Genomic DNA, 22,791 nt, shown 5'->3' with positions numbered 1-22,791 from the left:
GGGGCGGACGGAACGCATTCTGCTAGGATCAGTCCTAGCTCGTTTCGTCCCGCCTGCCGATGACCAGAACGCTGTTTCCCATTCTGTCGCTGCCCTTGCTGTGCGCCGCCCTGCTGGCGGGTTGCGCTTCGGCCCCCGCACCGCATGGCGAAGTCAAGGGCGCCGAGGCCAGTTCACGCGAGATGGGGCAATCCGACAGCAATCGTGTGGCCACCCTGGCCATGCGCGCCAATCTCGATAGCCTGTACCTGCTGATGTCCAAGCTGTATCGGCGCAATCCGGCCGAGTGGAAGAAAACCGCTGGCAGCCGCGACGAGGCCGAGAAGAAGGTGAAACAAGCCATCGAACAGCGCCAGGCCTGGCCCGAATTGCAGGGCAAGCGCGATATCCAGGCCATGACGCTGGCCTTGTCACCGGAGTTCAAGGGGGATCGGGTCGCCGCCTTCATCGATGCGACCGCCGACATGATCATCGTCGCGCATGGCAACAAGATCGAATTCTTCCTGGTCGACGGGCTCGACGCCCAGCATCTCTACAATGCTGCGCGCAATGTGGAAATCGCCGCCTGGATTCTCTCCAGCCGCAAGAATGCCAACGGAGCGCCCCTGCTGCTGTCCGACGAGATCGGCAGCGAGGCACGCAACCTGAGTTTTGAACGGGAATTCGGCAAGATCGTCGGCCGTCTCGACCTGATGGCCGAATTCATGACCGAGCGCTATCGCCGCGCCGGCATCAGCTATGTGCAGAACCTGCTGGGCGGGTCATTCCTGCAGTTCCTCCCGGTGCGCTGAGTTCTCCTGGCACTCCCGGCCAAGCCGGTGCAATCACGTAGCAACCGCGCCCATTGCCCTTGGCGGCATACATGGCCTTGTCAGCGGCCTGCAGCAGGCTGTCGGCGTCACAGCTGCCATCACACACGGCGATGCCTACTGACACGCCCAGCTGGTACTCGCCCTGCGCCAGGTGCAGTGGTTCGGAGACCACCCGGATGCATTTTTCGGCCAGTACCTGCGCGCCGTTTTCATAGGGCTGGCCGAGGTCGGTGATGAGCAGCACGAATTCATCCCCGCCCACACGCGCCAGCGTGTCGCCGTGGCGGGCCACCTGGCGCAGCCGCCGCGTGACTTCCTGCAGCACCTGGTCACCGGCCTTGTGGCCGAGGGTATCGTTGATCGGCTTGAATCCATCCAGGTCGAGGAACAGCAGCGCCACCCCATTGCGTTCGCGGCAGGCGTGAGTGAGTGCGGCTTCCATGCGTTCGGCCAGCATCATGCGGTTGGGCAGGCCGGTGAGTACATCGTGATGCGCCTGGTGCTGCAATTCCGCCTGGTGCAGCTTGAGGCGCGACAGCAAGCCGTTGAAGGCCATGGTCAGGTGGCCGACTTCATCGCGCCGTTCCACTGGCAGCGGCGACAAGGGCAATTCACCGCGCGTCATGCGGTCTGCCAGTGCGGCGGCGCGGCGCAGGGGGCGGAAGAACCACAAGTAGGCTAGCGTCACCAGCAGGATCACCATCGCTCCCTGGATCAGTCCGCCGCGTCCGATCAGGGCGCGCGTGCGCTCGACCGTCGGCAGGGCGTCGGCCAGCGGCAGCGTCACGGCCACCAGCCAGCTGGTACCGGGAATCGACGCGAAGGCCTTGATTTCATTGATGCCATTGGCGGCCAGGCCGACGCCATTGCCGCGGAAACCCTGTTGCAGGGCGCGATCCATCAGCAGGTCCTTGCCGACCGGGGGCAACTGGCTGTAGACCAGGGCTTCGTCACTGGAGGCGATGATCAAGCGCTGGCTCGGTGAAATCAGCAGGAAGCTGCCGGTCGGCCCCAGCCGGGCCCGTTGCAGATGATCGAGGAAGCCCGGCGCATTGAGTTCGGTACTGCCGCCCAGCACGCCCACCACCTTGCCGTCGGTATTGCGCAGCGGGGTGAGCATGGCGATGATGGGTTTGCCGCTGGCCGGGCTGGTCATGGGGGGACAGATCACCGTCGCCCCTTGCAGCACCCGTTCGAAATCCGTGTACTGGGTCAGCGAGAGCGCGCGGCGGCCATTGAGCGTGGGGTAGTCGACCACGATGAGCCCATTGGCATCGGCCACGAACAGGCCCTGGGCAAACAGCGGCTGCAGCTCCTGGTGGTCCTGCAGCCAGGCGCGGATGGCGGCACGGTCGTCCAGCATCGGCGAGGGCATGTGCCGGGCCAGGCGCTCCAGATAACGTGCACGTTCCTGCACGCGGTAGCCAATGTCTTCGGCCAGATAGCTGGCGATGGTGCTTTGCTGGTCGGCGGCGACCTGGGCCTGCTCCTTTTCGAGAAAGCCGATCAGGATGTGATAGCGCAGGAGCGCGCTGCCCACGATCAGCAGGAGGCCGAAGAGGACGAGACGAGTCACCAGGCTGCAATGGATGCGCTTGAGCTTCATTCAGGGGTTTGCTGTTGTTGTTATTCCTCGGAGCGCCCGTGTTGTCCACTTCCCTCAAATCGATTCGGAAGTCGCTCCAAGCCAACATTGTGCCACTGCAACGTTGCGATTGTTGGCTTTTTTTACGCTTGTTTCCATGCCGCAATCCTTGTCTGGCGCGGGTTCGCGGCCAGACAAGGGTGTGATGATCCGTCAGTTTTCCGGCCGGAAGCGGCTGTGTCCGATCAGGCCGGCTCAGCGTGCTCCACCATCAGCTGCACCGTGGTTTTGCCGTTGTACTCATTGGCATCGAGCCGGAAGGCGACCTGGGCGTGATCGGGCAGGGCATCGGTATGGCCGAACCAGATGGCATCGTACTTGCGGCCCCCCTTTTCCAGCTGCAGCTTGAGGTGCTTTTCCTTCAGGATGCGCTGGCTGAGTACGCGGAAATGGTCGCAGAACACCGGCGGGGCGAAGCCCTGGCCCCAGACCTGCTGGTCCATCAGGGTGATGAATTCGACCGAGTAATAGCTGTCCTCCAGTTCACCATCAGTCTCGATGACACGTTCCAGCTGGTTCTGCGTGAGCCAGTCGCGGCCGACCGCCTCAAAGGCCTGGGAGAAGGCATCGAAGGCGTCGGCATGGATGGTCAATCCGGCCGCCATGGCGTGGCCGCCGAACTTGGTCATCACCGAAGGCGCGTGCTTGGATACCAGGTCCAGCGCGTCGCGCAGGTGGAAGCCGGCAATCGAGCGGCCCGAGCCCTTGATGAAACCTTCATCGCCGGGCGCGAAGGTGATCGTGGGGCGGTAGAACTTGTCTTTCAGGCGCGAGGCCACGATGCCGATCACGCCCTGGTGCCAGGAGGGATCAAAGATGGCGATGGTACGGCGGTCGGCCGGATTGAAATCGTCCAGCAGCAGCAGGGCGGTGTCCTGCATGCCGGCCTCGATGTCGCGCCGTTCGCGGTTGATGGCATCGAGTTGCTGGGCGATGGCCCAGGCCCGGCCTTCGTCATCGGTAGTGAGGCATTCGATGCCCAGCGACATGTCGGCCAGGCGGCCGGCTGCGTTCAGGCGCGGGCCCACGGCAAAGCCGAGGTCGAACGGGGTGGCGCGGCGGGCTTCACGGCCGGCGGCGCGGAACAGGGCGGCGATGCCGGGATGCATCTTGCCGCTGCGCATGCGCTTCAAGCCTTGGGCCACCAGGATGCGGTTGTTGGCATCGAGCTTGACCACGTCGGCCACCGTGCCCAGGGCCACCAGGTCCAGCAGGCTGTCCAGGCGCGGCTGGGTCTGGGCATCGAACAGGCCGCGCTTGCGCATCTCGGCGCGCAAGGCCAGCAGCACGTAGAACATCACCCCCACGCCCGCCAGGTTCTTGCTGGGGAAGCCGCACTGCGGCTGGTTGGGGTTGACGATCACGCGTGCGTCCGGCAGGGCGTCGCCCGGCAGGTGGTGGTCGGTCACGACGACGTCGATGCCGCGCCGCTTGGCTTCGGCCACGCCGTCAATGCTGGCGATGCCGTTGTCGACGGTGACGATGATGTCGGGATTCTTCTCGCGCACGGTCAGTTCGACGATCTCGGGCGTGAGGCCATAACCGTATTCGAAGCGGTTGGGCACGATGTAGTCCACCTGCGCGCCCAGCAGGCGCAGGCCGCGCAGGCCGACGGCACAGGCGGTAGCACCGTCGCAGTCGTAGTCGGCGACGATGACCAGCTTCTTGCGCTCGGCGATGGCGTCGGCCAGGTAAATGGCGGCCGCCTCGATATGCAGCAAGCCGGAAGGCGCAATCAGGGCATTGAGCTCGCTGGCCAGTTCGCGCGCAGTGGACAGCCCGCGCGCCGCGTAGACCCGCGCCAGCACCGGATGCACGCCTTCGGCGATCAGATGCTCGGCTTGGGAAATGTCATAGGAACGGGTGGTGACGCGAATCATGCCGACAGCCCCGCCAGTGAAGCTTTACGCCAGAACCGGCGCAGTGCGCCGCGCGTGACCGCCACTTCCTGGCTGCGGTCAGCGCCGGTCAGGATCAGGTTCAGCGATTCCAGGCTGCCGGCCTTGAGCGACACCAGCAAGGGCGCCAGCCAGTCGCGGTCCAGGTGTTCCAGATGCTGCAGCCACAGGCCCCATTCCTCGGCCAGTGCCGCTTCGGCCAGCGCATCCAGTACCAGCAGGCGATGGCCACTGCCTTGGGCCACTTGGGCCGCACCACCGTCGGCGCGCTCTTCGCCGAAGGCGCGCAGCCAGCCGCGCAGGCCGAAGCGGGCGGCGTAAGTGGCGTCGGCGCGTACGCCAGCATCGGCTCCACCCCAGATCCAGATCGAATTGATGGCCTTCTGGCCGCGCATTTCGCGCTGTTCATTGAGCGACTCGGCAAACCACTGCATCTGCACTTCGTTCTGCAGCTTGCGCCAGGCCAGTTCGCCCGGTCCTTCCGGCATCCAGATGTCGACGTTGCGCCCGCTCGCGGCCGAGGGCGTGGAGGTGCGCAGCCCGGCCCAGGCGTCGGCCCGGATGAACCAGGTGCGGGCATCGCCATAGACCAGCTCATGGCCGATCTCGGTGAACAGGGGCAGGGCGGCGGCAAACAGGCGGCGCGATTCATCCTCTTCCAACTGCAGCTGGCCGATGTCGGTCAGCACCAGGTGGTCACGCGCCACGTGGATGTGGGCCGGATGCAGCACGAACCAGTGACCGGCCGCAGGCGTGTGACCCAGGCGCTGCATCAGCGCGCTGGCGGCGGCGGGGCTGGAATCCTGGGGCGCGGGCGGCAGGCCGAAGCGCCGGGCCAGCCAGTGCTCATGCGGCAGGGCGCGCGAAAACGGGTCATGCGCCAGGCGTGGCGCAGCCTTGCCACGGCCCAGCAGCATGGCCAGGGCCGGTGCCTGGCTCTGCCGCAACAGGTCGCGCGCCAGTTCAGCCGGGGGCAGGGCAAAGGGAATGAGGATGTCGAGTTGATTCATGGGGCGCTATTTTAGCGGCTGGCGCGCCGCTTGGCCCCGGTTGCCTGAACAAGGCTTCACTTCAAAGCGGGGTCAGCCATTGTTCCAGGCCTTTTTTGCACGCTGGCGCACCAGCATGCGCACGCTGTCGGGCATGGGCGTGCGCGCGCCATTGGTCTCGGCCGAGAGCCACAGGCTGTCTTCGAAGAAGGGCAGCATGCGCGGCGTGATGAAGCGGCTGCGGATGCCGTTGACGTGGCGGTCGCCCTGCGCGGTCTGCTGGGTGATGTAGAAACGCTGCGGCACCACCAGGTGCAGATACTCCTTCGCACGCGTCATGGCCACGTACAGCAGGCGCCGCTCCTCGGCGATCTCGGCCTCGCTGCCGGTGGCCAGGTCCGACGGGATGCAGCCATCGACCACATTGAGCACGTGGACCGAGCGCCATTCTTGGCCCTTGGCGGAGTGGATGGTGGAGAGCGTCAGGTAATCCTCGTCGCGGTAGGGCGGAGCGGAGAAGTCGCTGCTGGCTTCGGGCGGATCCAGCGTCAGTTCGGTCAGGAATTTCTCGCGCGAGGCATAGCCATTGGCCAGCGCGGTCAGTTGCTCGATGTCGGCAGCGCGGGCGTCGGCGTCTTCATAGCGCTGCTCCAGGTGCGGCAGATACCAGTCGCGCGCGGCCTGGATGTCGGTCGGCCAGCTGGCACTGGCGCGGCGCATCAGGTCGTAGGTGTCGGCAAAGGCCTGCCATTGCAGGGCGATACTGGCGGGTGCGCCGAAGTTCAGCAGCGCATCGGCCGGGTCGCTGGCGGCGGCCATGAGGTCCAGTACCTTCCTGGCCGTAGCGGGACCGACCCCGGGAATCAGTTGCAGCGCCCGGAAGCCCGCCATGCGCCCGCTGGGATTGTGCGCCAGGCGCAGCAGCGAGAGCAGGTCCTTGATGTGGGTGCTTTCCAGGAATTTGAGTCCGCCGAACTTCACGAAGGGGATGTTGCGCCGGACCAGCTCCAGTTCCAACGCCGCGCTGTGGGTGGCGGTACGAAACAGCACCGCCTGGGATTTCAGGGTGAGCCCTTCTTCACGATGCGCCAGGATGCGGTTGGCGACCCAGCGCGCCTGTTCGGCCTCATCCGGGATGACCACCAGTTGCGGCTTCTGTGAGGACGGCTTGTCGCTCCAGAGCTGCTTGACGTGCCGTTCCGGCGCATCGGCGATGACGGCGTTGGAGGCCTGCAGGATGGGCTGGGTGGAGCGGTAATTCTGTTCCAGCGTCAACAGCCGCGCCGGCTGGGTGAACAGCTCGGGAAAATCGAGGATGTTGCGCACCGTCGCGCCCCGGAAGGAATAGATGGACTGGGCATCGTCACCCACGGCGGTCACGCCGGCGCCATCGGGCTTCATCCGTTGCAGGATCTCGGCTTGCAGGCGGTTGGTGTCCTGGTACTCATCCACCAGCACATGATCGAAGCGTGCACCGACCGATTGCGCAATCTCGCGGTCGGAGAGCATGTCGGCCCAGAACAGCAGCAGGTCGTCGTAATCGAGCACGTGCTGTGCTTCCTTGGCCTCGACATAGCGGGTAAAAAGTTCGCCCAGCAGCCTCTCCCAATCACGGCACCAGGGGAATTGTGTCTGCAGCACGGTGCCCAGATCTTGCCGGGTATTGACCGCACGTGAATAAATCGACAGGCAAGTGCCCTTCAGCGGAAAACGCTTGTCGGTAGAGGACAGCCCCATCTCGTGGCGCAGCAGTCCGATCAGGTCTTCGGAATCGCCGCGATCCTGGATGGTGAAGTCTTCTTCCAGGCCGATGACGGCCGCGTACTCGCGCAACAGCCGCGCGCCGATGGCATGGAAGGTGCCTGACCAGGGCAGTTGAGGCGGGCTGTCGGTGGCCGCCAGCCCCAGCACCTGGCGGATCACCTGGCCCACGCGCCGGCCCATGTCGGCCGCCGCCCGGCGCGAGAAGGTCAGCAGCAGGATGCGTTGCGGGTCGGCCCCGTCGAGGATCAGCCTGGCCACCCGGTGCGCCAGGGTATTGGTCTTGCCCGAACCGGCACCGGCCACGATGAGCAGCGGCGGCTGCTGTGCTGCTGGCAAGGCGCTGCCATGCTCGACCGCCTCGCGCTGCTGTGCGTTCAGGCGCGCAAACGGGTCGCGCTCGCCGGTGGGCGGGCTGCTGGTGTCGGGGACGTCCTGGGCGAGTTCGGGTGGCATGGTGCGGGGAAATTCATATCGGCAATGGCTGGGCAAGGAGGTACTGTATATATAACCAGTCCCCGATGCAACATCAGGCACATCCACTATATGAAACATCTTGGCGCGAACCTCTGCCGTAGAAGTGAATCTACAGGTTTCACGGCAGACGACCGACGGGTCCGGCGCGAGTATGGAGCAGATGGCCAAGGATGGGCCATGACTGCAAACTGTGGCAAACTTCGCGCTTTGTCTTCGCCCGTGTTGGCGTGCGGCCAGAGGATTGCGTCCCGGAACCGGGAGGCGAGGCCACTGGCAGCACATTGTGCAGGCCCTCTCCCGGAGCAATTTTGAGTCTGATTAAAAACCTGCCGTTCGAATGGCTGGTCGGCATCCGCTACACGCGGGCCGGCAAGCGCAGCGGCCGCAACAGTTTCATTTCCTTCATTTCCCTCATTTCCATGGCCGGCATCGCGCTGGGCGTGGCTGCCCTGATCGTGGTGCTGTCGGTCATGAATGGTTTCCAGAAGGAAGTGCGTGACCGCATGCTTTCCGTGCTGGCCCACATCGAAGTCTTCGATGCCTCCGGCTCCATGAAGGACTGGCAGGCGGTGGCCAAGCAGACCTTCCAGAACCCCGAGGTGCTGGGCGCTGCGCCCTATGTATCGGGCCAGGCCATGATGACGCGTGACGACAACCTGCGTGGCGTGCTGGTGCGCGGCGTGCTGCCCGAGGAAGAGCCCAAGGTCTCGGACGTGGCCAAGCAGGTCAAGCAGGGCAGTTTCGATTCCCTGAAACCCGGCGAATTCAACATCGTCATCGGCGGCGAGCTGGCGCGCGGCATGCGCGTGGGCCTGGGCGACAAGGTCACGGTGATCGTGCCGCAAGGGCAGGTGACCCCGGCCGGCGTCTTGCCGCGCCTGAAGCAATTCACGGTGACCGGGATCTTCGAAGCCGGCCATTATGAATTCGATTCGTCGCTGGCCTTCATCCAGCTGCAGGATGCCGAAACCCTGTTCCGTATGGATGCCCCCACCGGCGTGCGCCTGCGCATCCGCGACATGCTGCAGGCCCCGGAAGTGACCCAGCAGCTGGCGCGCACCCTGAGCGGCGACCTGTACCTGCGCGACTGGTCGCAGCAGAACAGCAACTGGTTCGCGGCCGTCAAGACCGAAAAGCGCATGATGTTCATCATCCTCGCGCTCATCATTGCGGTGGCGGCCTTCAACCTGGTGTCCACGCTGGTGATGACGGTCACCGACAAGCAGGCTGACATCGCCATCCTGCGCACGCTGGGGGCTTCTCCCGCCTCCATCATGAAGATTTTTGTCATCCAGGGGGCCCTGGTGGGCCTGGTTGGTACTGCCATCGGCGTCGGCCTGGGAGTGGTGGTGGCACTCAATATCGACGTGCTGGTACCGGCCATCGAGCGGGCTTTCCACGTACAGTTCCTGCCCAAGAGCATCTACGTGATTTCTGAATTGCCATCCGAACTGATCTGGTCGGACGTCTATACCATCGGCGGTCTGGCCGTGGTGCTGGCCTTCCTGGCTACCTTGTATCCGAGCTGGGCAGCGGCCCGTGTCAAACCGGCGGAGGCGCTGCGCTATGAATAACAACGATCCGATCAAGAATCGCCAGGCCGTGCTGTCGTCGCGCGGCCTGGGCAAGACCTTCACTCAGGGCAAGTATTCGGTGAAGGTATTGGGTAATGTCGATATCGACGTCTACCATGGTGAGCAAGTCGCCATCGTCGGAGCCTCGGGCTCCGGCAAGTCGACTTTGCTGCACCTGCTGGGCGGGCTCGATACGCCCAGCACCGGTACCGTCAGCCTGTTGGGCAAGGATTTCGCCAGCCTGGGCGAGAGCGAGCGCGGCACGCTGCGCAACCAGTCGCTGGGCTTTGTCTATCAGTTCCACCATCTGCTGCCGGAATTCTCGGCGCTGGACAACGTGGCCATGCCGCTGATGATTCGCCGCGTCAAGCGGGCCGAAGCGCAGGAGCAGGCGCGCGAGATGCTGGACAAGGTCGGCCTGGCGCAGCGCGTGACGCACGTGCCGGGTGAGCTTTCCGGTGGCGAGCGCCAGCGCGTGGCCCTGGCGCGCGCGCTGGTGACGCGTCCGGCCTGCGTGCTGGCCGATGAACCGACCGGCAACCTGGACCGCAGCACGGCCGACCGCACCTTCGAGCTGATGATCGAACTCTCGCGCACGCTGGGCACGGCCTTCGTGATCGTGACCCACGACATCGAACTGGCAGGCCGCTGCGCGCGCGTATTGCGCTTGTCCGACCAAGGCCTGAAAGTGGCCGGTCAGCAGCCTTGATGCATTCCGGGTAAGCTATCGCCTTTGACTCCGCCGTCTTGATACAAGACGGCGGTCTGCTTTTGAAGACACGAATACCTGTACAGACGGAAACTGGAGCAAGACAATGAACACCCGCCAATGGCTAGAGACCCTGGTCGCCTTCGATACCACCAGCCGCAATTCCAACCTGGAACTCATCACCACCGTGCGTGATAGCCTGGAAAAGCAGGGCATCTCCTCCTGGCTGGCGCACAACAAGGAGCAGACCAAGGCCAACCTGTTCGCCACCTTGCCCGCGACCGCCGGCCCCCATGCCGGCAGCACCGAAGGCGGCATCGTGCTCTCCGGCCATACCGACGTGGTGCCGGTGGATGGCCAGAAATGGGATACCGACCCCTTCAAGCTGACCGAGAAGGATGGCAGCCTGTTCGGTCGCGGTACCTGCGACATGAAGGGTTTCATCGCCACTTCGCTGGCCTTGGTGCCTGAATTCCTGGCCATGCCGCGTGTAAAGCCGATTCACCTGGCGTTTTCCTATGATGAAGAAATCGGCTGCATCGGCGCGCCCGTGATGCTGGAAGAAATCGTCAAGCGCGGCATCAAGGTCGATGGCTGCGTGGTGGGTGAACCCACCAGCATGAACGTGGTGGTGGCGCACAAGGGCATCAACGTGTTTGCCTGCAAGGTGCACGGCAAGTCCGCGCACTCTTCGCTGACCCCGCAGGGCTGCAATGCCATCGAGCACGCCGCACGCCTGATTTGCGCCATCCGCGATTTCGCCGATGGCTACAAGGCCAATGGCCCGTATGACCAATTCTTCGATGTGCCCTTCAGCACCATGACCACCAATCAGATCCGGGGCGGCATCGCGGTCAACACGATTCCCGAGCTATGTGAATTTACTTACGAATTCCGCAACCTGCCCGGCATGAGCGTGGCCGACATCCAGGCGCAGATCGACAAGTACATCGCCGAGGTCCTGCTGCCCAAGATGCGCAGCGAATTCCCGGAGGCCCGCGTGGAGATCGACAACTTCGCCGGCAGCCCGGCGCTGGAAGCGGTCGAGCAGGCGGCCATCACCGAGCTGGTGCGCGCCCTGACGGGGGATCGCGAAACCCGCAAGGTCGCCTATGGCACCGAAGCAGGGCTGTTCCAGCAGATCGGCATCCCGACCATCGTCTGCGGTCCTGGCGATATCGGCAATGCCCACAAGCCCAACGAGTTCGTGACGCTGTCGCAGATGGAGCGCTGCGAGCAGTTCCTGCGCAAGCTGGGCAAATCGCTGCAGCCGGCCTGATCACGCCTGATCGGTGCACCCCGGTGGCGTGCGAGATGAAGGACGCGAGCGATCGCGTCCTTTTTTTCATGTCCGCGCGTGAAGGATTCGGGATTTCTTTACCATTGTTAATTACTGCAAGAGGGCGTTAGACGGTAAACTGCGCGGGTTGAAGCCGGTTCAAACCGGCTATGCTGTTCAAACAACAAGACGCTTCGGGGGAAGCGAGCCGCATCAGCAGCCTGGCTGAATCATGCGATCGCGGCCCCTGCGGCGGGTGTCGTTATCCGGAACCGCTGCCCTGAGGCCGGTCTTCCGATTTTCGCCAAGCCAGCACATGTGGGTCGATACGCACTGCCATCTCGACGCCGGGGAATTCGGCGAACGTTCCGCTGCCGTGGCCGCCGAGGCTGCGCAGGCCGGCGTGCGCGCCATCGTCATTCCCGCCATCGCCAAAGTGAACTTCAAGGAAGTCGGACGGCTTGCGCGCGAAGTCGGCAATGCCGTCTATGCGCTGGGCATTCATCCGCTTTACGTCCCCACTGCCAAGGAATCCGATCTGGAGATCTTGCGTACGGCCATCGGCGAGGCGCTGGGCGATCCGCTGTTCGTGGGGATCGGTGAGATCGGGCTGGATTTCTTCGTGCCGGCCCTGAAAGAAGCGCCGCTGCGCGAGAAGCAGGAATTCTTCTTTGCCGAGCAGCTCAAGCTGGCACGCGACTTCGACCTGCCGGTGCTGCTGCATGTGCGGCGTTCGCAGGACATCATCCTCAAATACCTGCGCCGCATCCGCGTGCCGGGTGGCATCGCGCATGCCTTCAATGGCAGCGACCAGCAGGCCCGGACCTTCGTTGAGCTGGGGCTGCACCTGGGATTTGGCGGCGCCATGACTTTCCCGCGTTCGCTGCAGATCCGCCGGCTGGCGACCGAATTGCCCTTGTCCTCGATCGTGCTGGAAACCGACGCGCCGGATATTTCACCGGCCTGGCGGCATCCCGGCATCAACACCCCGGACCAGATCCCGCGCATCGGTGCAGTCCTGGCCGAGCTGCGCCAGCTGCCGCTGCAGGAGATCGCCGCCGCCACCACCGCCAATGCCCGGGCCGCGTTGCCGCGCCTGGCGCATGCAGGATTGCCACTCTGATGCGCGCGCTGATCATCGGGTTTGCCATCGGCGTGGGATTGCTGCAGGTGCAGGGCCAGTTGCCGGGCACCGAATGGTATGCGGTCGGGCTGGTGCTGGCGCTCTTGCTGGGTTTGACGGCCTGGAAGTTCTGGCAGCCCTGGCTGCGGGTGCCCCTGTTGCTGACCTGTGGTGCCTGGCTGGGCTTCTTGTGGGCGGCTTCCTTTGCCCTGTATTACCTCGATCAGGAGCTCCCCAAAGCCTGGGAAGGACGTGATATCACCGTCATCGGTACCGTCGCGGATTTGCCTGCGCATACCGAGCAGGGCGTGCGCTTCCGTTTCGATGTGGAGCAGGTGGTGGTACAGGGGGGCGTGAAGCCGCCGGTGCCGCCCCGGCTGGCGCTGTCCTGGTACGGCAACCAGCGCTACCAGCAGCCCTCCGAGGATGGCGAGCAGGCCGCGCCGCCCAGGATGGCCGTGCCCGACCTGCGGCCGGGTGAGCGCTGGCGCTTGCAGGTGCGGCTCAAGCGTCCCCATGGCAATGCCAATCCGGATGGCTTCGACTACGAGCTGTGGCTGCTGCAGGACGATGTGCGAGCCACCGGCTACGTGGTGGGCCGTCCGGCGGCCTCGGGTGCTGCGCTGACGGCGCTCAATCGCCGTGTCGACGACTTCGTTTGGACGCCTTCCCATATGATCGACAGCGCCCGCGGCTGGCTGCGCGACCGCATCTACTCGGCGCTGCCCGGCGCCCCCTATGCCGGCGTGATCGCAGCCCTGGTCATGGGCGACCAGCGCGGCATCAACCAGGCGGACTGGACCGTGTTCAATCGCACCGGCATCGGCCATCTGATGGCCATCTCCGGCCTGCACATCACCATGCTGGCTGCCTTGTGCGGCGGTCTGGCAAGCTGGCTGTGGCGGCGCTCTTTCTTCACGGGCGCGCAATTGCCGCTGCGGCTGCCGGCCCAGAAGGTGGCGGTGATCGTCGGGATGGGAGCGGCATTCATCTACGTGTTGTTGGCCGGGTTCGGGGTGCCGGCGCAACGTACCCTCTACATGCTCATCGTGGTCGGGATCGCTTTCTGGCGCGGCCGCATCGTGCGCGTCTCGGTGGTGCAGTGCCTGGCCTTGGCACTGGTCTTGCTGCTGGATCCCTGGGCGGTGCTGTGGCCGGGCTTCTGGCTTTCCTTCGGTGCGGTGGCCTTGTTGCTGTATGGCTCGGTCGGGCGCATGCAGCCGCCGCAGGCCATGGCCGCTGCCGCTTCGCACAAGCACTGGTGGTCGGCGCTGCTGCAGCGGATCAAGCAAGCCGGTTATGCCCAATACGTCGTCACGCTGGGACTGGTGCCGCTGACGGTGCTCTTGTTCGGACAATATTCGCTGGTCAGCCCGATTGCCAATGCGGTGGCCATTCCGCTGGTCTCGCTGGTGATCACGCCGCTGGCGCTGCTGGGCAGCATCCTGCCGGCCGTGCTCGCGCAATTCGTGCTGCAGGTGCCGCATCAACTGCTGGTCTGGCTGGCCGAATTCCTGCAGGGGCTCAATGCCATGCCCTGGGCCGTGTGGCAAACGCCGCTGCCCAGCACCTGGATGTTTGCCCTGGCCCTGGGCGGAACCCTGCTGGTGCTGGCACCGCGCGGCTGGCCGGTGCGCTGGCTGGGCCTGTTCGGCTGGTTGCCTTTGCTGCTCAATGCCCCGGTAGCGCCGGCGGAAGGAAGCATGCGTGTGACTGCCTTCGACGTCGGGCAGGGGATGGCGGTGCTGGTGGAGACGCCGGGCCATCGCCTGCTCTACGACACAGGCCCGTATTACACGGCCGAGTCGGACGGGGCCACGCGTGTGATCTTGCCCTACCTGCGTGCGCGCGGGATCGACCATCTGGATCGCGTGGTGATTTCACACAATGACAACGATCATTCCGGCGGGGCGGTATCGCTCTTCAGGCATTTGCCGGTTGACAGCGTCTATTCTTCTCTGTCGCCGGACAGCCCGATCCTGCGCGCCGCCCCCGAGCACACGCGCTGCCAGGCCGGACAATCCTGGAACTGGGATGGCATCGGCTTTACCGTGCTGCATCCGGATGCAGCCAGCTATGACAGCGACAAATGGCGGCCGAATGCCCGCAGTTGCGTGCTGAAGGTGCAGATCGGACGGCAATCGGTCCTGCTGGCCGGGGATATCGAGGCGGTGCAGGAAGATGAGCTGGTGAGCGGGCCGCTGGCCGACCGCTTGCCCTCCACGGTGTTGCTGGCTCCGCATCATGGCAGCGGTACTTCGTCCACCGAACCTTTCCTGCGCGCGGTGCGGCCGGAACTGGCGGTGTTCCAGGTCGGCTATCGCAACCGTTTCAATCATCCCAAGCCGGAAGTCTATGAACGTTATGGCCGACTCGGCATTCGCCGCCTGCGCACTGACGAAACCGGCGCGCTGACCATGACCTTGGGCGACCAGTTGCAGGTGGAGCAATACCGCAAGCAGCACGCGCGTTACTGGTACGAGCAGTGATGCCCTTGGGCGGGGTCGGTCCTGCCTGATCCTTCATTTCGCGATGCGGGAAAATAGCACGCTCGCGGCGCTGGCCGTTTTGCTATGCTGCGGCCATTGCCCAGCCTGTGCCTTTCCATGAGCCATCCGATTCTTCATTTCGCCCACGCCAACAGCTATCCGGCGGGGACTTACGGCATGTTCTTCGAGCAGCTGCGCGCCCATTACGATGTGCGTGCCTTGCCGATCCACGCCCACAATCCGCGCTTCCCGGTCGATGACGGCTGGCGTACCCTGGCCCGCGAGCTGCGCGAGGAGCTGGAGCGCAGCTACACCGAACCGGTGATCCTGGTCGGTCATTCCATGGGCGGTATCCTGGCCCTGATGGCTGCGCGCAAGCGGCCTGCGCTGGTGCGCTGCGTGGTGCTGCTGGATTCGCCCATCGTGGCTGGCTGGCGTGCGCACCTGCTGCGTCTGGCCAAGATCCTCAAATACGAGAGCCGCCATTCGCCCTCGGTGGCCTCGGCGCGCCGCCGCGACAACTGGCCCGACATGGAAGCGGCTTATGAGCATTACGCGGCCAAGTCCCTGTTTGCTGCCTGGCCGCAGCAGGTGCTGCGCGACTACGTGCAGCATGGGCTGGTGCCCCAGCCGGGCGGGGGCGTCAGGCTGCGCTTCTCGCGGGAGACCGAAACGGCGGTCTACCGCACCATTCCGCATCACCTCGGGCGTCTGGCGCGCCAGACCTATCCGGTGCCGGTGGGCTTCGTCGGTGGCGTCGATTCGGTCGAGTGCCGCCTGGCCGGACTGGACGCCACGCGCCGGCTGGTCGGACCGAATTTCCTGCAGATCGCCGGAGGGCACCTGTTCCCGATGGAGTCGCCGGTGGAGGCGGCCCAAGCCACGCACGCCATGATCGGGCAGCTGTTGCAGGGCAGGGGGCTTCAGGTTAAATAGCGCGGAGATGAACCAATCTGCCGGGATGATGGTCAAGAAGCCATTCCCGGCGGCCGGGCGTGTTTTCCTGCTGCAAGTTTGTCGATGGCGAGACACTAATCGCAAGCAGGCTTAAAAAACGAGCCGGTTTTGGGGTATAATTTGAATTTCCCGCATGTGCCGTTCGGCACTCATCTGTAATGACCAAGTTTGTATTTGTCACTGGCGGCGTCGTGTCTTCCCTGGGTAAAGGGATTGCCGCCGCGTCCCTGGCTGCGATCCTCGAATCGCGCGGCCTCAAAGTCACCCTCCTGAAGCTCGATCCCTACATCAACGTCGACCCCGGCACGATGAGCCCGTTGCAGCACGGTGAAGTATTCGTCACCGATGACGGCGCCGAAACCGACCTCGACCTGGGGCACTACGAGCGTTTCATCTCGGCCAAGATGAAGAAGGTGAACAATTTCACCACCGGCCAGGTGTATGAATCGGTGATCCGCAAGGAGCGCCGTGGCGAATACCTGGGCAAGACCGTCCAGGTGATCCCGCACATCACCAACGAGATCCAGGAATTCATCCATCGCGGCGCCGAAGGTTTCGAAGTGGCGCTGGTGGAAATCGGCGGCACCGTCGGTGACATCGAGTCGCTGCCCTTCCTGGAGGCTGCGCGCCAGTTGAGCCTGCGCTCCGGCCGCAACGCCACCGCTTTCGTCCACCTGACCCTGGTGCCGTTCCTGGCCTCGGCCGGCGAACTCAAGACCAAGCCTACCCAGCACAGCGTGCAGAAACTGCGCGAGATCGGCATTTCGCCCGACGCGCTGCTGTGCCGTGCCGACCGCCGCATTCCTGACGACGAACGTGACAAGATCTCGCTGTTCTCCAACGTCGCCGCCGACGCCGTCATTTCGGTGTGGGATGCCGATAGCATCTACAAGATTCCGCAGATGCTGCACGACCAGGGTTTGGATACCATCATCTGCGAAAAGCTGGGCCTGTCGCCCAAGCCGGCCGATCTGTCGATGTGGGACAAGCTGATCGATGCGCAGAACAATCCTTCGCACGAAGTCACCATCGGCATGGTCGGCAAGTATGTCGACCTGACCGAGTCCTACAAGTCGCTGACCGAAGCGCTGCGCCACGCCGGTATTCATACTGGCAGCCGCGTCAACATTGAGTACCTGGATTCGGAAGAGATTGAAGCCAACGGCACTGACAGCCTGAACAAGTACGATGCCATCCTGGTCCCGGGCGGCTTCGGCAAGCGCGGCGTGGAAGGCAAGATTGCCGCTGCCCGCTACGCCCGTGAGAACAAGGTTCCGTATCTGGGCATCTGCTTGGGCATGCAAGTGGCTCTGCTGGAATATGCCCGCAACAAGGCCGGCCTGTCCAAGGCCAACTCGACCGAGTTCGATCCGGATACCGAGCAACCGGTGGTCGCTCTGATCGACGAATGGCAGAACCATGATGGCAAGGTCGAGCGTCGCGATGCCAATTCCGACCTGGGCGGCACCATGCGCCTGGGCGCGCAGACCTGTGCGGTCAAGCCGGGTACCCTGGCGGCCGAGATCTATGGCGACAGCGTGACCGAGCGTCACCGCCATCGCTATGAAGCCAACAACTTCTATCTGACCCGCGTGGAAGAAGCCGGCATGGTGGTCTCGGCCCGTACCCCGACCGAAGACCTGTGCGAAATCATGGAACTGCCGCGCACCGGCGAAAACGCTCACCCGTTCTACATCGGCGTGCAGTATCACCCGGAGTTCAAGTCCACCCCGCGTGATGGCCATCCGCTGTTCATTTCCTACATCCGTGCAGCCTTGGCGCATCACGCCGAGTTGCAACAGGATGCCGCTGCAAAGGGCAAAGCATGAAACTGTGCGGTTTTGATGTCGGTCTGGAACACCCGTTCTTCCTGATCGCCGGCACCTGCGTGATCGAGTCCGAGCAGATGGCGCTCGACACCGCCGGTACCCTGAAGGAGATCACGACGGAACTGGGTATCCCGTTCATCTACAAGTCGTCCTTCGACAAGGCCAACCGTTCTTCGGGTACCTCGTTCCGTGGCCTGGGCATGGAGAAGGGTCTGGAGATCCTGGCCAAGGTCAAGAAGGAAATCGGCGTGCCGGTCCTCACCGACATCCACGAGATCGACGAGATCAAGCCCGTGGCCGCCGTGGTGGATGTGCTGCAGACGCCGGCCTTCCTGTGCCGCCAGACCGACTTCATCCGCGCCTGTGCGCAATCGGGCAAGCCGGTCAATATCAAGAAGGGCCAGTTCCTGGCACCGCACGACATGGTCAACGTCATCGACAAGGCCCGTGCTGCTGCCAAGGAAGCCGGGCTGCCGACTGACCAGTTCATGGCCTGCGAGCGCGGCGCTTCGTTCGGCTACAACAACCTGGTGTCCGATATGCGCAGCCTGGCCATCATGCGCGAAACCGGTGCTCCGGTGGTGTTTGATGCAACCCACTCGGTGCAACTGCCGGGCGGGCAGGGCACGTCGTCAGGCGGCCAGCGCGAGTTCGTGCCGGTGCTGGCGCGCGCCGCCATCGCCGTGGGCATTTCGGGTGTGTTCATGGAAACCCATCCGAACCCCGCCGAAGCCAAGTCGGATGGTCCCAATGCCGTGCCACTGGCGCGCATGAAGGATTTGCTGGGCACGATGATCGATCTGGATCGCATCGTGAAGAAGGCAGGCTTCCTGGAAAACAATTTTTCCTGATGTGTGCATGAAACGGCTGCCGCCCGGCGGCCGTTTCATCATGGGCGCAACGCACGCTGACAGGGTGCGGCTGTCCCGGCGACCGGGCCTGCTCCCGCCAACAATTTTTAAAACCTCGATGGAGATCTGGAATGAGTGCAATCGTTGATATTATCGGCCGCGAAGTGATCGACTCGCGTGGCAATCCGACCGTGGAATGCGACGTGCTGCTGGAATCCGGCGTGCTGGGCCGCGCTGCCGTGCCTTCGGGCGCCTCCACCGGTTCGCGCGAAGCGATCGAACTGCGCGACGGCGACAAGAGCCGCTACTTCGGCAAGGGCGTGCTGCAAGCCTGCGAAAACATCAACACCGAGATCTCGGAAGCCATCATGGGCCTGGACGCCAATGAGCAAGCCTTCCTGGATCGCACCCTGATCGACCTGGACGGCACCGAGAACAAGAGCCGCCTGGGAGCCAACGCCATGCTGGCCGTCTCGATGGCCGTGGCCAAGGCCGCTGCCGAAGAATCGGGCCTGCCCCTGTACCGTTACTTCGGTGGCAGCGGCTCCATGCAGATGCCGGTGCCTATGATGAACGTCATCAACGGCGGTGCCCACGCCGACAACAACCTGGATATCCAGGAATTCATGATCATCCCGGTTGGCGCACCGAGCTTCCGTGAAGCCCTGCGCTACGGCGCCGAGGTGTTCCACACCCTCAAGAAGATCCTGCACGACCGTGGCCTGGCCACCTCCGTCGGCGACGAAGGCGGCTTCGCCCCCAACGTCTCCAGCCACGAAGAAGCCATCAAGCTGATCATCGAAGCCATCGAGAAGGCTGGCTACGAGCCGGGTACCCAGATCGCCCTGGGCCTGGACTGCGCCGCTTCCGAGTACTACAAGGACGGCAACTACCATCTGGCCGGTGAAAACATGGTGCTGACCCCGGCGCAAAAGACGGGTCTCCTGGCATCCTGGTGCGACAAGTACCCGATCATCAGCATCGAAGACGGCATGGCCGAGAACGACTGGGCTGGCTGGAAGCTCCTGACCGAAACCCTGGGCAAGAAGGTGCAGCTGGTGGGCGACGACCTGTTCGTCACCAACACCAAGATCCTGAAGGAAGGCATCGACAAGGGCATCGCCAACTCGATCCTGATCAAGATCAACCAGATCGGCACCCTCACCGAAACCTTCGCTGCCATCGAAATGGCCAAGCGTGCCGGCTACACCGCCGTGATCTCGCACCGTTCGGGCGAAACCGAAGACTCGACCATCGCCGATATCGCCGTGGGCATGAACGCCCTGCAGATCAAGACCGGCTCCATGTCGCGTTCGGATCGCATGGCCAAGTACAACCAGCTGCTGCGTATCGAAGAAGATCTGGGCGACATCGCCAGCTATCCCGGCCGCGCTGCGTTCTACAACCTGAAGTAAACAAGCTTGCGGTGCCGACCCTGAAGGCAGGCACCGCATCGAGAGCTCCCGGCTATGCGCCTGATCATCCTTTGCCTGTCCTTCCTGCTGGTCGTGATCCAGTATCCTCTTTGGCTGGGGAAGGGTGGTTGGTTCAAGGTCTGGGAGCTCGACCGCCAGGTTCAACTGGCACACAAGAAGAACGACGAACTCAAGGAACGCAACGCCAAGCTGTCCTCTGAAGTGGACGACCTGAAGCAGTCCAAGGGGGCCGTCGAGGAACGTGCACGCTTTGAGCTGGGCATGATCCGCCAGAACGAAATCTTCATTCAGCTGCTCGATGGCAGCTCCGGCAAGCCTGCGGCAGCCGTCAATCCGAATCCCTACATGCCTGGTTCCGGGCAGCCCAACAGTGTCTCCGTGCCGGCCAATGCGCCCGCCGCCGGTGGCCGTGTCGCCTCGCGCTGAGCACCTGCAGTTTTTTCCTTCACATGCGTCCTGATACCCCGCTGGTGTGGCTTGGCCTGAGCACCACGCCACTGGAACTGGTCTCCTTCGCGCTGGCCGTGATCACGGTCTGGCTCAATATTCGCCAGAATCACTGGGCATGGCTGTTTTCGATTCTCTCTTCGTTGTTGTACGCGGCCGTCTTCGCCGATGCGCGCCTCTATGGCGACGCCGGCTTGCAGTTCGTCTTCGTGGCAGTGTCAGTATGGGGCTGGACGCAGTGGCTGCGTGGCGGCGACCAGCACCAGGCTTTGCAGGTATCGCAGTTGGCCGCACGTGGCTGGGCAATCATGGCAGTCGCCTGGCTGGGCGGGTGGCTGCTGCTGTCCTGGTTCCTGCAGCGTTATACCGACACCGATGTGCCGCATATGGATGGCTTCCTCACGGCGGGCAGCCTGGTCGGGCAGTTCCTGTTGTCTCGGAAGAAGCTGGAAAACTGGCTGGTCTGGATCGCGGTGGACGTGCTCTACGTCGGCCTGTATCTCTACAAGCACCTGACGCTCACCGCCATCCTGTACGCACTGTTCGTGCTGATGGCGATGGCCGGCTGGCGCAGCTGGCAGCGTGCGCTGGCGGACATGCGGCGCTGAAGCGCCGGCAGCGGATCCCTTCAGTCCGGCGACGGCAGGCTGGGAGCGTCCGCCGGCGGATCGGCAAAGACGATGCGGTTCTTGCCGGCATTCTTTGCCTTGTACAGCGCCACGTCGGTGCGCTTGAGCAATTCGGCCTGGCTCTCGCCGGGATGATAGACCGACACGCCGGCACTGAAGGTAATCAGCAGGCGCTGGCTTTCATGCATGAAGATGCGCTTGGTCAGTTCGCGCTGTACGCGGGTGATGATCTGCACCGCATCCTGCGGGCTGGTCTCCGGCATGAGGATGACGAACTCTTCGCCGCCGAAACGCGCAATCACATCCAGCTTGCGCAAGGTTTCCCGGATCACCTGCACCAGGTGCACCAGCACTTCGTCGCCGGTGGCGTGACCATGCGTGTCATTGATGCGCTTGAAATCATCCAGGTCCAGCAAGGCCACACACAGTGGCGTTTCGCGGCGCAGGGCGTTGGCGATCTCGCGATCCAGTGATTCATCCATGCCGCGCCGGTTGAGGCTGCCCGTCAACTGGTCTTCGCGCACCAGTTCACCCATCTGCTGCAATTGCTGTTCCAGCGCCTGGATACGTTCTTCGGCTTTTTCCACTTCCTGGCGCGCATCGACCATGGCGTCGCGCGAGCGGGTGGCTTCTTCCTGGGCTTTCTGCGTCTCGGTCATGATTTCGCTGAGCACGCTGTTGAGGTCAGCGATGTTGCCGGCCTGGCTGATCTGCTGGGAGAAGCCGCGAATGGTGCGCTGGTAGTTGTCGGTGGTGGAGACCATGGCCGAGAGCCGGTCCACGAAGGTCAGCATCATGTTCTTGACCACCACTTTTTCCTCGGACAGCGTGTTCTTCAGCAGGCCCTGCTTGTAGATCACTTCCTTGAGGTTCTTGGTGGCGTCGGCCAGCGAGGTATTGCTGAGCGGACCGGCGATCAGGCTTTGCACCGTTTCGATCTGGCTCGACAGCCAGGAGCCTTGTTCCAGTAGCCCGTTGATGTTTTCCAGCAGCAGCTGGAACAGGCGCATCAGCAATTCCTGCTGCTGGGCCATGTCGTCGGTCTTGAGCTCGATCTGGAAGCTCAGCTGCTTGACGCGGGTGATGATCTCGTTCATCGCCTGCTCGGAGAACGCCATTTTGAGATCCTGGCCGCTGTTGCGCGACTCGTTGGCCAGTTCCGGTGCGGTCGAGAGCAGCGAGGGCAGGTTGAAGACCAGGATGCGGGCCAGCATTTCGCGCAGCATCTTCTCCTTGATGCTGTCGCGGATGAATTGCCGTTCCAGGTCGATCGGCACCAGTTCACCATGCGGCACGGCCGGTTTGGCCGGTACGATGGGTCGGCTCTGCCAGTTGGCGTCAGCGAACTCGATCAGCTGGCGCTCGAACTCGGTCCAGTCGCCATTCTCGCGGGCGCGCACCAGGCGCGTGCCCAGCAATCCGTTTTCCCCTGGCTGGCGCGAGAGCTTGGTGGCGAAGGTGCTCAGTACCGACTCGGCCGTCACGCCGGGCATGCCCCCCTGGATTTCCTCGTAGGCGATGCGATAGGCATCCGGGGTAGGCGAGATGCGACGCGCCCCAAGCCTCTGGAAAGCTTCTCGGGCGATCTCGACGGGCGTGAGCGTGGTCGGTTTCTTGGACATGCCGGCTGGTGACTGTATTGTTGGTGTGATTGTCTGTGTGCCACGGGGAATTTCCTACGGTATCGGCGCAGGCAGGCATTGCTTGAGCACGGCCTTCCACCCCGATCATCGTGCGGACGCACCCTGGTCTCCCCCCTCAGTTGCAGTCCGTTGCCGCTCGCCCGGAAGGGAGAGGCAAAAATGACAACTAATTGTACGTCAGCGCCTGTTCTCTGGATGCATTTAATAGGAGGAGAAAAGCCCCTTTCCAACTGGGAAGCCAGC

At 63.6% G+C, this 22,791-nt stretch carries 17 protein-coding genes; 12 read left to right on the top strand and 5 right to left on the bottom strand.

Going from position 1 to position 22,791, the window contains the following annotated elements:
• The first annotated feature begins 59 nt into the window (after positions 1-59).
• Positions 60-791, top strand: coding sequence for a hypothetical protein (locus tag JOD78_RS05550; protein WP_134135890.1), 732 nt, complete (start codon positions 60-62; stop codon positions 789-791).
• Here JOD78_RS05550 and JOD78_RS05545 read toward each other — a convergent pair.
• From JOD78_RS05545 to JOD78_RS05530, 4 genes are all read right to left on the bottom strand, one after another.
• Positions 733-2,418 carry a diguanylate cyclase gene (locus JOD78_RS05545; protein WP_209566794.1) on the bottom strand — a complete coding sequence of 562 codons (1,686 nt, stop codon included), beginning with the start codon at positions 2,416-2,418 and terminating at the stop codon, positions 733-735. The two genes, JOD78_RS05550 and JOD78_RS05545, sit on opposite strands and share 59 nt — an antisense overlap.
• 224 nt (positions 2,419-2,642) lie before the next feature.
• Positions 2,643-4,337 carry a single-stranded-DNA-specific exonuclease RecJ gene (gene recJ / locus JOD78_RS05540; RefSeq protein WP_209566792.1) on the bottom strand — a complete coding sequence of 565 codons (1,695 nt, stop codon included), beginning with the start codon at positions 4,335-4,337 and terminating at the stop codon, positions 2,643-2,645.
• On the bottom strand, positions 4,334-5,365 hold the full coding sequence (locus JOD78_RS05535) for a hypothetical protein (protein WP_204726570.1): 1,032 nt from the start codon (positions 5,363-5,365) through the stop codon (positions 4,334-4,336). Before JOD78_RS05535 ends, recJ begins: the two co-directional genes overlap by 4 nt.
• Before the next feature lie 72 nt (positions 5,366-5,437).
• Entirely contained in the window at positions 5,438-7,561 is a 2,124-nt protein-coding gene (locus tag JOD78_RS05530; protein WP_209566790.1) for an ATP-dependent helicase, read from the bottom strand.
• 329 nt (positions 7,562-7,890) lie between these two features.
• Between JOD78_RS05530 and JOD78_RS05525 the strand changes: the two genes are divergently transcribed.
• The 11 genes from JOD78_RS05525 (at position 7,891) to pnuC (ending at position 20,884) form a co-directional block, all read left to right on the top strand.
• The gene (locus tag JOD78_RS05525; protein WP_134135884.1) at positions 7,891-9,156 is read left to right on the top strand and encodes a lipoprotein-releasing ABC transporter permease subunit; all 1,266 of its coding nucleotides are present in this window, start codon (positions 7,891-7,893) and stop codon (positions 9,154-9,156) included.
• Positions 9,149-9,865 carry a lipoprotein-releasing ABC transporter ATP-binding protein LolD gene (gene lolD / locus JOD78_RS05520; RefSeq protein WP_134135883.1) on the top strand — a complete coding sequence of 239 codons (717 nt, stop codon included), beginning with the start codon at positions 9,149-9,151 and terminating at the stop codon, positions 9,863-9,865. The genes JOD78_RS05525 and lolD overlap by 8 nt, the downstream gene beginning before the upstream one ends.
• Before the next feature lie 106 nt (positions 9,866-9,971).
• Positions 9,972-11,144 (top strand): acetylornithine deacetylase, encoded by a 1,173-nt coding sequence (argE, locus tag JOD78_RS05515; protein ID WP_134135882.1) that lies wholly within the window; start codon positions 9,972-9,974, stop codon positions 11,142-11,144.
• Positions 11,145-11,460: 316 nt separating this feature from the next.
• Positions 11,461-12,267, top strand: coding sequence for a TatD family hydrolase (locus JOD78_RS05510; RefSeq protein ID WP_134135881.1), 807 nt, complete (start codon positions 11,461-11,463; stop codon positions 12,265-12,267).
• Positions 12,267-14,756 carry a DNA internalization-related competence protein ComEC/Rec2 gene (locus JOD78_RS05505; RefSeq protein ID WP_134135879.1) on the top strand — a complete coding sequence of 830 codons (2,490 nt, stop codon included), beginning with the start codon at positions 12,267-12,269 and terminating at the stop codon, positions 14,754-14,756. The genes JOD78_RS05510 and JOD78_RS05505 overlap by 1 nt, the downstream gene beginning before the upstream one ends.
• Positions 14,757-14,873: 117 nt before the next feature.
• Positions 14,874-15,692, top strand: coding sequence for an alpha/beta hydrolase (locus tag JOD78_RS05500; protein ID WP_204726567.1), 819 nt, complete (start codon positions 14,874-14,876; stop codon positions 15,690-15,692).
• Positions 15,693-15,871: 179 nt separating this feature from the next.
• Positions 15,872-17,542 (top strand): CTP synthase, encoded by a 1,671-nt coding sequence (locus tag JOD78_RS05495; RefSeq protein WP_039785542.1) that lies wholly within the window; start codon positions 15,872-15,874, stop codon positions 17,540-17,542.
• Positions 17,539-18,393, top strand: coding sequence for a 3-deoxy-8-phosphooctulonate synthase (kdsA, locus tag JOD78_RS05490; RefSeq protein ID WP_121041675.1), 855 nt, complete (start codon positions 17,539-17,541; stop codon positions 18,391-18,393). Before JOD78_RS05495 ends, kdsA begins: the two co-directional genes overlap by 4 nt.
• Before the next feature lie 131 nt (positions 18,394-18,524).
• On the top strand, positions 18,525-19,808 hold the full coding sequence (eno, locus tag JOD78_RS05485; RefSeq protein ID WP_013234743.1) for a phosphopyruvate hydratase: 1,284 nt from the start codon (positions 18,525-18,527) through the stop codon (positions 19,806-19,808).
• 54 nt (positions 19,809-19,862) lie between these two features.
• Entirely contained in the window at positions 19,863-20,255 is a 393-nt protein-coding gene (gene ftsB / locus JOD78_RS05480) for a cell division protein FtsB (RefSeq protein WP_121041673.1), read from the top strand.
• Between the two features lie 23 nt (positions 20,256-20,278).
• Positions 20,279-20,884: a nicotinamide riboside transporter PnuC gene (gene pnuC / locus JOD78_RS05475; protein WP_134135877.1), complete on the top strand. Its 606-nt coding sequence runs from the start codon at positions 20,279-20,281 to the stop codon at positions 20,882-20,884.
• A 20-nt stretch (positions 20,885-20,904) separates the two neighbouring features.
• On the opposite strand, the gene JOD78_RS05470 is transcribed toward pnuC, so the two are convergent.
• On the bottom strand, positions 20,905-22,527 hold the full coding sequence (locus JOD78_RS05470; protein WP_034332073.1) for a GGDEF domain-containing protein: 1,623 nt from the start codon (positions 22,525-22,527) through the stop codon (positions 20,905-20,907).
• Positions 22,528-22,791 lie beyond the last annotated feature (264 nt).

Source organism: Herbaspirillum sp. 1130 (genome assembly GCF_017833835.1).
Lineage (GTDB): Bacteria > Pseudomonadota > Gammaproteobacteria > Burkholderiales > Burkholderiaceae_D > Herbaspirillum > Herbaspirillum huttiense.
The sequence above is the reverse complement of the archived record's forward strand: the minus strand, read 5'-3'. Positions and strand labels throughout refer to the sequence as shown.

What these genes read in the sequence shown, in the direction of transcription:
- JOD78_RS05550 (WP_134135890.1), top strand. Translation starts at nt 60, where the DNA reads ATGACCAGAACGCTGTTTCCCATTCTGTCGCTGCCCTTGCTGTGCGCC.
- JOD78_RS05545 (WP_209566794.1), bottom strand. Translation starts at nt 2,418, where the DNA reads ATGAAGCTCAAGCGCATCCATTGCAGCCTGGTGACTCGTCTCGTCCTC.
- recJ (WP_209566792.1), bottom strand. Translation starts at nt 4,337, where the DNA reads ATGATTCGCGTCACCACCCGTTCCTATGACATTTCCCAAGCCGAGCAT.
- JOD78_RS05535 (WP_204726570.1), bottom strand. Translation starts at nt 5,365, where the DNA reads ATGAATCAACTCGACATCCTCATTCCCTTTGCCCTGCCCCCGGCTGAA.
- JOD78_RS05530 (WP_209566790.1), bottom strand. Translation starts at nt 7,561, where the DNA reads ATGCCACCCGAACTCGCCCAGGACGTCCCCGACACCAGCAGCCCGCCC.
- lolD (WP_134135883.1), top strand. Translation starts at nt 9,149, where the DNA reads ATGAATAACAACGATCCGATCAAGAATCGCCAGGCCGTGCTGTCGTCG.
- argE (WP_134135882.1), top strand. Translation starts at nt 9,972, where the DNA reads ATGAACACCCGCCAATGGCTAGAGACCCTGGTCGCCTTCGATACCACC.
- JOD78_RS05510 (WP_134135881.1), top strand. Translation starts at nt 11,461, where the DNA reads ATGTGGGTCGATACGCACTGCCATCTCGACGCCGGGGAATTCGGCGAA.
- JOD78_RS05505 (WP_134135879.1), top strand. Translation starts at nt 12,267, where the DNA reads ATGCGCGCGCTGATCATCGGGTTTGCCATCGGCGTGGGATTGCTGCAG.
- JOD78_RS05500 (WP_204726567.1), top strand. Translation starts at nt 14,874, where the DNA reads ATGAGCCATCCGATTCTTCATTTCGCCCACGCCAACAGCTATCCGGCG.
- JOD78_RS05495 (WP_039785542.1), top strand. Translation starts at nt 15,872, where the DNA reads ATGACCAAGTTTGTATTTGTCACTGGCGGCGTCGTGTCTTCCCTGGGT.
- kdsA (WP_121041675.1), top strand. Translation starts at nt 17,539, where the DNA reads ATGAAACTGTGCGGTTTTGATGTCGGTCTGGAACACCCGTTCTTCCTG.
- eno (WP_013234743.1), top strand. Translation starts at nt 18,525, where the DNA reads ATGAGTGCAATCGTTGATATTATCGGCCGCGAAGTGATCGACTCGCGT.
- ftsB (WP_121041673.1), top strand. Translation starts at nt 19,863, where the DNA reads ATGCGCCTGATCATCCTTTGCCTGTCCTTCCTGCTGGTCGTGATCCAG.
- pnuC (WP_134135877.1), top strand. Translation starts at nt 20,279, where the DNA reads ATGCGTCCTGATACCCCGCTGGTGTGGCTTGGCCTGAGCACCACGCCA.
- JOD78_RS05470 (WP_034332073.1), bottom strand. Translation starts at nt 22,527, where the DNA reads ATGTCCAAGAAACCGACCACGCTCACGCCCGTCGAGATCGCCCGAGAA.